This is a genomic window from Paraburkholderia terricola, assembly GCF_003330825.1.
GTDB lineage: Bacteria > Pseudomonadota > Gammaproteobacteria > Burkholderiales > Burkholderiaceae > Paraburkholderia > Paraburkholderia terricola.
Genome location: NZ_CP024942.1, coordinates 1,799,336 through 1,812,739, shown reverse-complemented (window position 1 = coordinate 1,812,739; position 13,404 = coordinate 1,799,336). Strand labels below are relative to the sequence as shown.

The 13,404-nt window shown below is 66.5% G+C and carries 10 protein-coding genes; 1 reads left to right on the top strand and 9 read right to left on the bottom strand.

The genetic code is table 11. From position 1 onward, the window contains the following. Positions 1-31: 31 nt before the first annotated feature. Entirely contained in the window at positions 32-2,629 is a 2,598-nt protein-coding gene (gene acnD, locus CUJ90_RS26685) for a Fe/S-dependent 2-methylisocitrate dehydratase AcnD (RefSeq protein WP_114164235.1), read from the bottom strand. A gap of 308 nt (positions 2,630-2,937) precedes the next feature. Continuing rightward, the gene (prpC, locus tag CUJ90_RS26675; protein ID WP_114164233.1) at positions 2,938-4,107 is read right to left on the bottom strand and encodes a bifunctional 2-methylcitrate synthase/citrate synthase; all 1,170 of its coding nucleotides are present in this window, start codon (positions 4,105-4,107) and stop codon (positions 2,938-2,940) included. Between the two features lie 219 nt (positions 4,108-4,326). Here prpC and prpR point away from each other — a divergent pair, with 219 nt between their 5' ends. Beyond that, positions 4,327-6,306, top strand: coding sequence for a propionate catabolism operon regulatory protein PrpR (gene prpR / locus CUJ90_RS26670; RefSeq protein WP_114164232.1), 1,980 nt, complete (start codon positions 4,327-4,329; stop codon positions 6,304-6,306). Here the strand turns inward: prpR and CUJ90_RS26665 are convergent. The 7 genes from CUJ90_RS26665 to CUJ90_RS26635 are packed head-to-tail and all read right to left on the bottom strand — an operon-like array spanning position 6,263 to position 13,291. After that, positions 6,263-6,667 (bottom strand): helix-turn-helix domain-containing protein, encoded by a 405-nt coding sequence (locus CUJ90_RS26665; RefSeq protein ID WP_114164231.1) that lies wholly within the window; start codon positions 6,665-6,667, stop codon positions 6,263-6,265. The two genes, prpR and CUJ90_RS26665, sit on opposite strands and share 44 nt — an antisense overlap. Next, entirely contained in the window at positions 6,664-7,833 is a 1,170-nt protein-coding gene (locus tag CUJ90_RS26660; protein WP_114164230.1) for an NAD(P)/FAD-dependent oxidoreductase, read from the bottom strand. Before CUJ90_RS26660 ends, CUJ90_RS26665 begins: the two co-directional genes overlap by 4 nt. Further along, a complete protein-coding gene (locus CUJ90_RS26655) occupies positions 7,830-9,248 on the bottom strand; it encodes an FAD/NAD(P)-dependent oxidoreductase (protein ID WP_114164229.1) in 1,419 nt (472 codons plus the stop codon). The genes CUJ90_RS26660 and CUJ90_RS26655 overlap by 4 nt, the downstream gene beginning before the upstream one ends. Continuing rightward, the gene (locus CUJ90_RS26650; protein ID WP_073428538.1) at positions 9,233-9,547 is read right to left on the bottom strand and encodes a (2Fe-2S)-binding protein; all 315 of its coding nucleotides are present in this window, start codon (positions 9,545-9,547) and stop codon (positions 9,233-9,235) included. The genes CUJ90_RS26655 and CUJ90_RS26650 overlap by 16 nt, the downstream gene beginning before the upstream one ends. Next, complete coding sequence (locus tag CUJ90_RS26645; RefSeq protein WP_114164228.1) at positions 9,544-11,388, bottom strand: ABC transporter ATP-binding protein; 1,845 nt, start codon at positions 11,386-11,388, stop codon at positions 9,544-9,546. The genes CUJ90_RS26650 and CUJ90_RS26645 overlap by 4 nt, the downstream gene beginning before the upstream one ends. Continuing rightward, entirely contained in the window at positions 11,388-12,341 is a 954-nt protein-coding gene (locus CUJ90_RS26640) for an ABC transporter permease (protein ID WP_114164227.1), read from the bottom strand. Before CUJ90_RS26640 ends, CUJ90_RS26645 begins: the two co-directional genes overlap by 1 nt. Then, a complete protein-coding gene (locus CUJ90_RS26635) occupies positions 12,338-13,291 on the bottom strand; it encodes an ABC transporter permease (protein WP_073428541.1) in 954 nt (317 codons plus the stop codon). The genes CUJ90_RS26640 and CUJ90_RS26635 overlap by 4 nt, the downstream gene beginning before the upstream one ends. Positions 13,292-13,404: the final 113 nt, after the last annotated feature.

Sequence of the window (13,404 nt, the reverse complement as noted above, 5' to 3'; positions counted from 1 at the left end):
GTTGATGGTGTCCTGGTTGGCGTCTTGTTGATCAAGCCGCCGCTTTCGACGATTCGAGAAAGTCCTGCGCGAAGCGCTGCAACACGCCGCCGGCTTCGTAAATAGAGACTTCCTCGGCGGTATCGAGCCGGCACGTCACCGGCACATCCACGCGCTCCCCGTTCCTGCGATGAATCACCAGCGTGAGGTCGGCGCGCGGCTTGCGCTCGCCGATCACGTCGAAGGTTTCCGTGCCGTCGATGGCGAGCGTGATGCGGTTCACGCCGGGCTTGAACTCCAGCGGCAACACGCCCATGCCCACCAGATTCGTGCGGTGAATGCGCTCGAAGCCTTCCGCGACGATCGCTTCCGCGCCGGCAAGACGCACGCCCTTGGCCGCCCAGTCGCGCGACGAACCCTGGCCGTAGTCGGCCCCGGCGATCACGATCAGCGGCTGCTTGCGCTCCATGTAGGTTTCAATCGCTTCCCACATGCGCGTGACCTTGCCCTCCGGTTCGATGCGAGCCAGCGAGCCGGCCTTCACCTTGCCGTCTTCCAGCACCATCTCGTTCTTCAGCGTCGGGTTCGCGAAGGTGGCGCGCTGCGCGGTGAGGTGGTCGCCACGATGCGTCGCGTACGAATTGAAGTCCTCTTCCGGCAAGCCCATTCTGGCGAGGTATTCGCCCGAGGCGCTGTCCGCCAGGATCGCGTTGGACGGCGACAGGTGGTCGGTGGTGATGTTGTCGCCGAGCACCGCGAGCGGGCGCATGCCCTGGAGCGTGCGCTCGCCGGCGAGCGCGCCTTCCCAGTACGGCGGACGGCGAATGTAGGTGCTCATCGGCCGCCAGTCGTAGAGCGGATTCGCTTTCTCGCCGGTGTCGACGGAAACCGCGAACATCGGCTCGTACACCTTGCGGAACTGTTCCGGCTTCACGCTCGAAGCGACCACCGCGTCGATCTCCTCATCCGACGGCCAGATGTCCTTCAGCGTGACGGCTTGGCCGTCGGCGTCGATACCCAGCACGTCCTTTTCGATGTCGAAGCGGATCGTCCCCGCGATCGCATACGCCACCACCAGCGGCGGCGAAGCCAGAAACGCCTGCTTCGCATACGGATGAATACGGCCGTCGAAGTTGCGATTGCCGGACAGCACGGCGGTCGCATACAGATCGCGTTCGACGATTTCTTTCTGGATCGCCGGGTCCAGCGCGCCCGACATGCCGTTGCACGACGTGCACGCATACGCGACCACGCCGAAGCCGAGTTGCTCCAGTTCCGGCAGCAGCCCCGCTTCTTCCAGATACAGCGTGACCGCCTTCGAGCCCGGCGCGAGCGAGGTCTTCGCCCACGGCTTGCGCGTGAGTCCGCGCCGGTTCGCGTTGCGCGCCAGCAGCCCGGCGGCGATCATGTTGCGCGGGTTGTTGGTGTTCGTGCAACTCGTGATCGCGGCGATGATCACCGCGCCGTCCGGCATCAGGCCCGGCTCGTTCTCCACCTTGCCGCTGATGCCGCGCGCGGCGAGTTCGGACACCGGCAAGCGGCGATGCGGATTCGACGGACCGGCCAGCGTGCGCACCACGCTGGAGAGATCGAACTTCAGCACGCGCTCGTACTCGGCGTTCTTCAGGCTATCCGCCCACAGGCCGGTTTCCTTCGCATAAGTCTCGACCAGCTTGACCAGTTCGTCGTCGCGGCCCGTGAGCTTGAGGTACTTGATGGTCTGCTCGTCGATGTAGAACATCGCGGCGGTGGCGCCGAATTCGGGCGCCATGTTGGCGATGGTCGCGCGGTCGCCCAAGGTCAGCCGCGCCGTGCCTTCGCCGAAGAACTCCAGATACGCGCCGACCACTTTTTCCTTGCGCAGGAATTCGGTCAACGAGAGCACCACGTCGGTCGCCGTGATGCCCTCGCCCGGCTTGCCCGTCAGTTCCACGCCGACGATGTCCGGCAGGCGCATATACGACGCGCGGCCCAGCATCACGCTTTCCGCTTCGAGACCGCCCACGCCGATCGCGATCACGCCGAGCGCGTCGACCATCGGCGTATGCGAATCGGTGCCCACCAGCGTATCGGGAAAGGCCACGCCGTCGCTCACCTGCACCACCGGGCTCATGCGCTCCAGATTGATCTGATGCAGGATGCCGTTGCCCGGCGGAATCACGTCGACGTTCCTGAACGCGCGCTTGGTCCAGTTGATGAAATCGAAGCGGTCTTCATTGCGACGGTCTTCGATCGCGCGGTTCTTCGCGAACGCGTCGGGATCGAAGCCGCCGCACTCGACGGCGAGCGAATGATCCACCACGAGTTGCGTGGGGACCACCGGGTTGACCAGCGCCGGATCGCCGCCTTGCGCGGCGATTGCATCGCGCAGACCGGCGAGGTCGACCAGCGCGGTCTGACCGAGAATGTCGTGACACACCACGCGCGCCGGGAACCACGGGAAATCCAGCTCGCGCTTGCGTTCGATGATCTGCTTGAGCGACGCGACGAGCATCACCGGATCGCAGCGGCGCACCAGGTTTTCGGCCAGCACGCGGGACGTGTACGGCAACTTGTCGTAAGCGCCGGGCTGGATCGCGTCGACGGCGGCGCGCGTGTCGAAGAAATCGAGCCGGGTGCCGGGAAGGCGTTTGCGGTTTGCAGTATTCATGGCTTGAGAAAAACAGTATCGATTCGGGGACGGTGGCGGCGGCCGTGCATCACGATCCACCGCGCCTTTTCAACGCGGCGCTTCGCTGGCGGGTCGGTCAAACAGTAAGTGGAGTGTAGCTCGCGTAGCGTGCAGGTTTGCGGCCGGCGTTCGTGAACGCGCTGCAAAAAACAGCCTTGGCTCGGGGTATGGGCGAGCCAAGGCTTAACTTCATCGCGTCGCGCTCTTTGGACGCAATGGAGGAGCAAAGCTTGCAGCCAGGCTTTCACGCATTCAACGTTCGCGGCTTGCGCGTTTTTCAAACGCCCTTAAACCCGCTTCGCCAACGGCACGAACGGCAAATCGTCCGGTCCCGTGTAATTCGCGCTCGGCCGGATGATCTTGTTGTCGATGCGCTGCTCGATGATGTGCGCGCTCCAGCCCGCCGTGCGCGAGATCACGAAGAGCGGCGTGAACATCGCCGTCGGCACGCCCATCATGTGGTACGAAACCGCGCTGAACCAGTCGAGGTTCGGGAACATCTTTTTCGCTTCCCACATCACCGATTCAAGGCGTTCCGCGATGCTGAACAGCTTGGTGTTGCCCGCTTCCTTCGAGAGCTTTCGCGCGACTTCCTTGATCACCTTGTTGCGCGGATCGGAAATCGTGTACACCGGGTGGCCGAAACCGATCACCACTTCCTTGTTCTCCACGCGACGGCGGATGTCCGCCTCGGCGTCGTCCGGCGTCGGGTAGCGCGACTGGATGTCGAACGCGGCTTCGTTCGCGCCGCCGTGCTTCGGTCCGCGCAGCGCGCCGATCGCGCCGGTGATCGCCGAATAGATGTCCGAGCCCGTGCCCGCGATCACGCGGCCGGTGAAGGTCGACGCGTTGAACTCATGCTCGGCGTACAGGTTCAGCGATACATGCATCGCGTCGACCCACGACTTCGACGGCGCGACGCCGTGCAGCAGATGCAGGAAGTGGCCGCCGATCGAATCGTCATCGGTTTCGACCTCGATGCGCCTGCCGTTGTGCGAGTAGTGATACCAGTAGAGCAGCATCGAGCCGAGCGAGGCCATCAGTTTGTCGGCGATGTCGCGCGCGCCCGGCAGGTTGTGATCGTCCTTTTCCGGCAGCACGGTGCCGAGCACCGAGACGCCCGTGCGCATCACGTCCATCGGATGCGCGGCGGCGGGAATCCATTCGAGCGCGGCCTTCACGTTCGCGGGCAGGCCGCGCAGCGCCTTGAGCTTCGTCTTGTAGGCGCCCAGTTCGGCCTGGGTCGGCAGTTTTTCGTGGACCAGCAGATACGCGATCTCCTCGAATTCGCACGCGCCGGCGAGGTCGAGAATGTCGTAGCCCCGGTAGTGCAGGTCGTTGCCGGTCTTGCCGACCGTGCACAGCGCCGTATTCCCCGCGGTCACGCCGGACAGCGCCACGGACTTTTTCGGTTTGAACGCGCCCGCGTTCGGCGTGCTGTTGTCTGCTTCGCTCATGAGTTCGTCTCCAGATGCATGGGGAAATTTTGGATGGAAGTCCAAATTGCAAAGAACGGGCCAGGCGGCGCCGAGCGGCCTAAGTGCCTGATTTCTCAAAAAAGAGCAGGCCGCCGCGCGCCGCGCCGAATTTCACAAATGAAATTCCAATTTCAAATCAGAAACCGATGCGCGCATAATGACGGCACCCGCCGAAGCCTCGCCAGGAGCCGTCCGACCTTGAGCACGCCCCATTTCGACTCTCCCCAGCGCCCGCGCATCTGGGCCGTCAGCATCAGCCGCTTGCGCGATCTGTTTTTCGACATCGCCGGCGAATATGTCGAAACCGCGGATCTGCGCATCGTCGCGCAAGGCTTCGAGGATGCGGTGCGCGAAATCGACGCCGCGGGCGCGGGCCGTCCCGATGTCGTGATCGCCGGCGGCTCCAGCGGCGCGTATCTGAAAACGCGCGTCGCGGTTCCCGTCGTGCTGATCAACCCGACCGGCTTCGACGTGATGCACGCGCTCGCGCGAGCCCGCCGCGACGGCGCGCGGGTCGCGCTCGTCACGCACGGCGACACGCCCGACGAAGTGCGCCGCTTCACGGCCGCTTACGAACTCGACGTGACGTTCGCCTCTTATGAGTCGGCGCAGGACGCCGAGAGCGTCGTGCTCGATCTGCGCGATCGCGGCATCGACGTGGTGGTCGGTCCCGGACTCGTGACCGATCTCGCCGCAAGCGCGGGCATGGGCGCGGTGTTTCTCTATTCGCGCGCGTCGGTGCGCGCCGCATTCGATACCGCGCTCGAAGTCGCGCAGGCCACTCGCCGCGAAACGCTTCGCCGCCAACGGCTCGACAATCTGCTGCAACATCTGCGCGACGGCGTGGTCGCGCTCGATGCGCAAGGCCGCGTCGAAGCGATGAATCAACGCCTCGCCGACGTTCTCGGCCTCGACGCGGCAAAGGCGGCGGGCCGCCCGCTACTGGAACTCGCGCCCGACCTGGCGGGCAGCTTGCCGGACTCGGACGGCGACAGCTTTTGCACGGTGCGCGGCACGAGCTACGTCGTGCATCGCGGACCGCTGGCGAGCAGCGGCGCGGCGGCCGGCACCGTGCTGACGTTTCAGGAATCGCGCGCCGTCGAAAAACTCGACCGCACGCTGCGCTCGCGGCAACGCGTGCAGCAGTTCAGCGCGCGCTACCGGCTCGACGACATCGTCGGCGCATCCGCATCGATCGAACGGGTGCGCTCGCTCGTGCGGCGCTATGCGCGATCGGACGCCACCGTGCTGATTCTCGGCGAGAGCGGCACCGGCAAGGAAATGGTCGCGCAGAGCATGCATCGACTGAGCGCGCGGCGCGACTTCGCGTTCGTCGCGATCAATTGCGGCGCGTTTCCCGAGGCCTTGCTGGAAAGCGAGTTGTTCGGCTACGAGGAAGGCGCGTTCACCGGCGCGCGCAAGGGCGGCAAGGCGGGACTGATCGAAGTCGCGCATCGCGGCACGCTGTTTCTCGATGAAATCGGCGAGATGCCGTTGTCGTTGCAAAGCCGGCTGCTGCGCGTGCTGCAGGAACGCGAAGTCGTGCGGCTCGGTTCGACGGAGCCGACGCGCGTCGACATTCGCGTGGTGGCGGCGACGCATCGCGCGTTGACCGAGGGCATCGCGGCGGGCCGTTTTCGCGCGGACCTGTACTACCGGCTCAACATTCTGAGCATCGCGCTGCCGCCGCTGCGCGAGCGGCCCACCGACCTGCTGCCGCTCGCCGCCGAACTGCTGCTGCAAGCCGCGGCGCGTGAACCAAGGCTCGCGGCGCGCCTGCCCGATGCGGAGGCCGCTCGACGCATGCTTGCGGAGCTTGCCGAGCCATTGGGCCGTTACGCATGGCCGGGCAACGTGCGTGAATTGCAGAACGTGACCGAACGGATCGCGGTCGAACTGGCGGACGCGGACGCCGGCACCGACACCCACGCGGCAACGCATGCCGATGCCAAATCCATCCTCACACGCGACATACTGCGCACCGTCGCGCCAGAAATCTTCGAGCCGCACGCACGCGCGAAAAAAACCGCGCTCACGCTACGCGAGCGCAGCCGTCACGTGGAAGCCGACGAGATCCGCGCCGCGCTCGCCGCGCACGACGGCGATCGCGACGCGGTGTGCGAGGCGCTCGGCATCAGCAAGACGACGTTATGGCGGAAGCTGAACGCGACACAGTAGACATCGCGTCGCCCTGTTTGGTCGCATGGGTCGCCTTGGCCCCCGCGCGCGCGATGAACATGCTCGGCGTCATCCCGCAGCAGCGCTTGAAATGCCGCCCGAAATGGCTCTGATCGAAGAAGCCGACCTCCGTCGCGACGACCGACCCCGGCACGCCTGCGAGCAACAGCGTCTGCGCGCGCTGAATCCGCAGCCCGCACAGATAGCGATACGGCGATGAACCGTATTGCTGCCGGAACACCGTCGCGAAACGCGACACGCTCAACGCGGACAACGCGGCCAGTTGCGCGAGCGTCACCGGTTCGTCGAAATGCGCTTCGATGAACGCCCGCGCGGCATTCAGGCTGATGGACTGTTTCATGACGCCGCGGCCGTCGAGCGGTCCGCCGGCTGCTTCGCGAACCGCGCGATGGAAAACACGTCGAGAGGAATCGCGGCGTTGCCGGTGCCGAGCAGTTCGGCCATCGTCTCGCCGACGCCGGGGCCGATCTGAAAGCCCGCGCCGTTGAAGCCGAACGCATAGAAGAGACCGTCGACCTTGCTGCTCGGACCGATCACCGGTTCGCCGTCGGGCAGATAACTTTCGACGCCGCTCCACACGCGAATCACATTGAGCGGCGCCAACGCGGGCACGAGCCGCCGCATTTGCGCGAGCTGGCGCACGGTGTTGATCGGCAGCACCGATGCGCGGCACGTCAGCGCATCCGCGGGACCGGGCGGCCCGCCGCCCACGATGATGTTGCCGCGCGGAATCTGCCGGAAATAGATGCTCTCTTCCTTGATCGACGTGAACACGCCCATCGACGATTTGAAGACATACGGCACCGGTTCGGTCACGCACATTTGCGGCCCGTGCGTGGTGAGCGGGACCGCTTCGCCGAACTGCTCGCTCAGACGGCTCGCCCAGGCGCCGGCGCAAATCACGAGCTGCGCGGCCCAATAGACGTCGCCGCGCGCGCTCTGCACGCGAAACCGGCCAGCCTCTTTTTCGACGCGCACGATTTCCGTGTTCTCGACCACGCGCGCGCCGAGCCGTGCGGCGGCCCGGCCGAACGCGGGCGCGGCGAGGCGCGGATTCGCATGACCGTCGAACGGCGAAATGGAGGCGGCCAGCACCTCGCGGCCGAGAAACGGGAAACGCCGGAACAGCGCTTCGCCGTGCAGCACTTCGAGGTCGAGACCGTAGGCGCGCGCGTCGATCGCGTACTGATCGAAGTTCTCGACGTCCTTCTGGTGGTAGCACACGCGCGTATGGCCCACCGGCAGAAACTCGATGTCCTCGCCGAGCAGTTCCGCCGAGCGTTGCCACGTGCGCAGCGCGCGGTTCGCCATCGCCAGTTGCGGCAGCGCGCGCCCCTGCCGGCGAATCCCGCCGAAGTTCACGCCGCTCGCCTGCTGGCCCGTGAGTCCGCGTTCGAGCAGGATCACCGAGCGCTTGCGCCGACGCAGGAAGAACGCGGTCGTCGTGCCCATGATGCCGCCGCCGATCACGATCACATCGGCTTCGTTCTGGGTCGCCGCGCTCATTCGCTTATCTCCGCGCTTGCTTCGGTGCTGGCCGCTTTGGTCAACGCTTCGGTCGAAGCCTCGGTCAACGCGACAGGCAGCGGCTTGACAGGCGCCTGCCCGCGCAAGCGCCCCACCGAAGCCAAGGGCACGGACGCCGCCGCCGCGATGATCTCCGCGCCCGCGTGGCCGCAATAGCGTCCCTGGCAGCGTCCCATGCCGACGCGCGAAAACGCCTTCGCGCGATTGGCTTCCTGCGCGCCGGTCGCGCGCACGACGCGGCGCAATTCGCCCGCCGTGATCGCTTCGCAACGGCAGACGATGGTTTCATCCGGCAGCGACGCGGCGAATTTCGCCGGCCACGGAAAGGCCGCGCGCAAACCCGCGGCAAAGCGCGTGAAGCGCGCGAGTTCGCGACGCAAGCGCTCCATGCCCTCGACGTGCATGCCGTGATCGTGCAGAACCGCGAGCGCCGCCAGGCGTCCCGAACGTTCCGCCGCGTCCGCGCCGCGCACCCTTGCGCCGTCGCCGGCCAGATAGACGCCTTTGACGCTGCCGCGGCCGTCGTCGTCGATTTGCGGGAGCCACTGCTGTGTATCGGCGTCGAACAGGAAGCGGCAACCCGCGAGGTCCGCGAGTTGCGTCTCCGGGCGCAAGTGATAACCGAGCGCCACGGCGTCGCACGCAATCTCGAGCCGCTCGCCGGCGGGCAACGCCACCTCGACGCCGCTCACGCCGTCGTGCGGCGAGCCCTTGATTTCGACAGGCTGCACGCCGCGATGAACGGGCACGCGTGCTTGCGTCAGCACGCGCGTCAATGCGATGCCTTTCTTCAAGGCGGCGGGAATCGCCAGCAAACGCGGCAACGCGGCCATGCGCTGCATGAGCGTCGACGTATCGAGCACCGCGGCCACCTGTGCGCCCGCCTTCACGTATTGCGCCGCGACGAGGTACAACAGCGGACCGCTGCCCATCATCACGATGCGCGAGCCGATTGCGCAGCCCTGCGATTTCAGCGCGACCTGCGCGCCGCCGAGGCTATAGGCGCCCGCCTGGTGCCAGCCCTTGACCGGCATCAGCCGATCGGTCGCGCCGCTGCATACGATCAGCGAATCGAACGCGAGCGTGCGATAACGCGTGCCGCTCACCAGATGCACGGCGTTCGGCGAGATATTCCACACGAGCGTTTCCGGCAGATAGTCGATCATGCTTTTCAGCGCATCGAAACTCGCGTGCAGCGAAGCGGCACGTTCAGCCTCGGTGCCGTAAAGCGTGTCGTAGCTGCGCGAAAACCCTTCCGGTTGCCGCCGATAGATCTGTCCGCCGTCGCGCCGCCCTTCGTCGATGACGGTGGGCCGCAGCCCCGCCTCGACGAGCGCCTGCGCGGCGCGCACGCCCGCCGGCCCGCTCCCGATGACGACTACGCGCGGGGCCATACGCCCTCCCCGGCTTCGGCGAGTTTCGTCACGATCGACATGCCGGGCGCCGCCGGCGTACTGCACGCGCGCACGCGCTCGCCCGCCGCCGTCCACACCCAACAGTCCTGGCACGCGCCCATCAAGCAGAAACCGGCGCGGCGGCCGTCGCCGAATTCGGAATCGCGCAATGTGTTCATGCCGGTCAGCAGCGCGACCATCAGCGTGTCGCCCTCGGCGGCTTCGCGCACGACGCCGTCCACCGTGATCGCAAAGGTCTTGCGGCCCTGCTCCGCAAGCCGTACGAATCGTCCGTTCATGCCGGAATGGCCTCCAGGGTCTGCAGGCGATTCAGCTCGGATGTCGAATGATGGCAAAGGATTTCCGCGCCCGAAGGCAGCTTCTTGAGCGAAGGCGGCGTCATGTTGCACATGCCGTCGATACGCACCGGGCAGCGCGCGCGGAACGCGCACAACTCGGGAATCCCGGCGCTCTCGCCGAGCGGCGGCAACGCGGCGGCGTTGATCTCGCGGCGCGCGTCGAGCCAGCCGGGTTTCAACGCGGGCACCGAGTCCACCAGCAAGCCCGTGTACGGGTGATACGGCGGCGCGGCGAGCACGTCGCGCTGCCCGGCTTCCACGCGATGCCCCGCGTACAGCACGATCACTTCGTCGCAGATCGCGCGCACCGTGGAAATGTCGTGGCTGATGAACATGTACGACACGCCCAGTTCACGCCGCAATTCGGCCAGCAGATCGAGGATCGCCGCGCCGACCACCGTGTCGAGCGCGGACGTCACTTCGTCGCAGAGAATCAACGCGGGATCGGCGGCGAGCGCGCGCGCCAGGTTCACGCGCTGCTTCTGGCCGCCGGAAAGTCCGGCCGGCGTGCGCGTGGCGATCGAGGCCGGCAGCTTGACCAGATCGAGCAGCGCCAGCATCCGCTTCTTCGCCGCCGAGCCGCGCAGATGGTGATAGAACGCGAGCGGCCGCGCGAGGATATCGGCGATCGAATGGCTCGGATTGAGCGCGGTATCGGCGTTCTGAAACACGATCTGGATCTGCCGGTATTGCTCCGGCGTGCGGCGCGAGAGTTGCGCGGGCAACGCCTCGCCGTTGAACAGCACCTCGCCGCGCGCCCGGTCCACCAGCCCCGCCACCACGCGCGCGAGCGTCGTCTTGCCGGAACCCGATTCGCCGATCACGCCGAGCGTGCTGCCGCGCGCGATCGACAGGCTGACGTCGTCGAGCACGCGCACGGCCGGCGCGCCGAAGCGGTCGAGGCGGCCATAGCCGGCCGCGAGTCCGCGAATCTCGAGCAGCGGCGGCACGTGTTTTCCGGACTGCGGCGGCGTTTCCAACGCGGCTTCCGGGCGGCGCGTGGCGGCCAGCAACTGGCGCGTGTAGGCGTCGACGGGCGCGTCGAGCACTTGCGCGACCGCGCCGTTTTCCTTCACCGCGCCGCCGTTCAAGACGACGATGCGGTCGGCCATCTGCGCAACCACAGCCAGGTCGTGCGACACGTACACCGCCGTCGTGCCGAGTTCGCGGATCACCTTCTTGAAGGCCGCGAGCACTTCGATCTGCGTGGTGACGTCGAGCGCGGTGGTCGGTTCGTCGAATACGACGACGGCCGGATCGGTGATCAGCGCCATCGCGGCCATCAAGCGCTGCAACTGCCCGCCCGACACCTGATGCGGATAGCGCTCGCCGATCGTTTCCGGCGCGGGCAACGCAAGCGAGCGGAACAGGCCGATCGCCTTGGCGCGCGCGGCGTCTTTCGTCATCAACTGATGCAGCAGCGCCGGCTCGGTGACCTGATCCATGATCGTGCGCGCCGGATTGAAACCCGCCGACGCGCTCTGCGCCACATAGGCCACCGTGCGCGCGCGCAACGCGCGGCGGCCCTTCGCGTCGAGCGACAGCACATCCACGTCGCCGATGCGCACCGACCCGCCGCTAATCGCGCAGCCCGCGCGCGCATAGCCGAGCAGCGACAACGCGATGGTCGTCTTGCCCGAACCCGACTCGCCGATCAGCGCGAGCACCTCGCCCTTCCTCACCGAAAAATCGACGCCCTTGACGATCTCCGTCACGGCTGCCGGCGCGGCGCCCGCGACCACGCGCAGGCCCTTCACTTCGATCATGTCCCGTTCAGCCATCACGCGCCTCCGTGGCTGCGGCCGCGACGCCGCAAATTGTCGATCAGCAGGTTCATGCCGATGGTCAGCGTCGCGATGGCGACGGCCGGCATCAGCACTGCGGGCGCGCCCTCCGACAAGCCGCCGATGTTCTCGCGCACGAGCGAGCCCCAGTCGGCATTCGGCGGCTGCACGCCGAGGCCGAGAAAACTCAGCCCGCTCAGCAGCAGCACGATGAACACGAAACGCAGGCCGAAATCGGCGAGCATCGGATGAATCATGTTCGGCAGCACCTCGACCCGCGCGATATAGAAGATGCCCTCGCCGCGCGCGCGGGCCACCTGCACGTATTCGAGGCTCATCACGTTCATCGCGAGCGAGCGCGAAATGCGGAACGCGCCGGGGATATACGCCGCGGCGGCCACGGTCGTCAGCATCGTGATCGACGAACCGAACGCGGCGATCACGACGAGCGCGAGCACCTTGCTCGGAATCGAAATGATCGCGTCGAACAGGCGGCTCAGGATCTCGTCGACCCAGCGCCCGGACACCGCGGCGAGCAGGCCGAAGAACGTGCCGATCAAACTCGCGAGCAGCGCCGCCGCCAGCGCGAGGCCGACCGTGTAGCGCGCGCCGTAGAGAATGCGGCTCAGCATGTCGCGGCCGAGATAGTCGGTGCCGAGCGGATGGGCCGCGCCATAGCTGCCGAAAATTTCCGTCGACGTGAGCGCGCCGCCTTTGTACGGTGCGATGAGCGGACCGACGAATGCGATCAGCAGCCAGAACGCCACCAGCAGCAGGCCGATCAGTCCGAGCAGCGAGAAGCGGTGCACGAGGCGTTTCAATACACCGGTTTTCGGCGCGGGGGTCGGCTCGTCCGGCGGCGCCGAATCAGCGACGAGTTCATCGCGGCTCACCTCGTACAGTTCCGTGCCGGCGTGGGGAACATGGGGGTTGGTCGGTTGGCTCATCATCGGCGCAGCCTCGGGTTGGAGACGATTTGACACAGGTCGGCGATCAGCACGAGCGCGAGATACGCCGCGCAGAACACCATCACGCAGCCTTGCACGAGCGGCATGTCGCGGTTCGTCACGGCATCCACCATCAGGCTCGCGAGACCGGGATAGTTGAAGATCGACTCGACGATCACCACGCCGCCGAACAGATACGACAGGCTCAGCGCCACCGCGTTGGCAATCGGGCCGATGGTGTTCGGCAATACGTGCCGCCACACCACGCGCACGGGCGAGGCGCCCTTGAGTATCGCCATCTCGACATACGAGGAATTGAGCTGATCGAGCACCGCGGCGCGCGTCATGCGCGCCATCTGCGCGACGATCACGCAGCACAGCGTCATCACGGGCATCGCGTAAATGCGCAGCAGCGCGCCGAACGAATGCACTTCCGACAGGTACGACAGCGCGGGCAGCCAGCGCAGCTTGACGGCGAAGATCAGCACCGCGATGGTGGCGACCAGGAATTCCGGCACCGCCACCGTGGAAAGCGTGAGCACGTTGAGCGTGCGGTCGAGCAGCGAGCCGCGGAACATCGCCGACGAAATGCCGATCAGCAACGCGATCGGCACCGAGACGAGCGACGTGAGACCGGCCAGCACCAGCGAGTTCGGCAGGCGCGTGGCGATCAATTCGCTGACCGGCAGATTGTTTGACATCGAAGTGCCAAAGTTGCCGGTGACAATATGCATGAGCCACTCGACGTAGCGTTGCAGCGCCGGCTGATCGAGGCCGAATTGATGCCGCAATGCCGCGACGGCTTCGGGGGTGGCCGCCTGGCCGAGCGCCTGCTGCGCGGCATCGCCGGGAAGCAGGCCGGTGATGGCGAACACCACCGCCGAAACCAGCAGCAGCGTCAGCAGCGCGAGGCCGAGGCGCGCGGCGATGAGTCGTTGCGCGTGTGCTTTCATCGAGAGTCGCCTTTAGGTTGAAGCCGCACGCCGCGAAAACCAGAACGCGCGGCGTGCGTATGACCGACCCTGGCTTTCCGGTTCGTCAGACCGGCGGGCCGAACTTGCAGCGA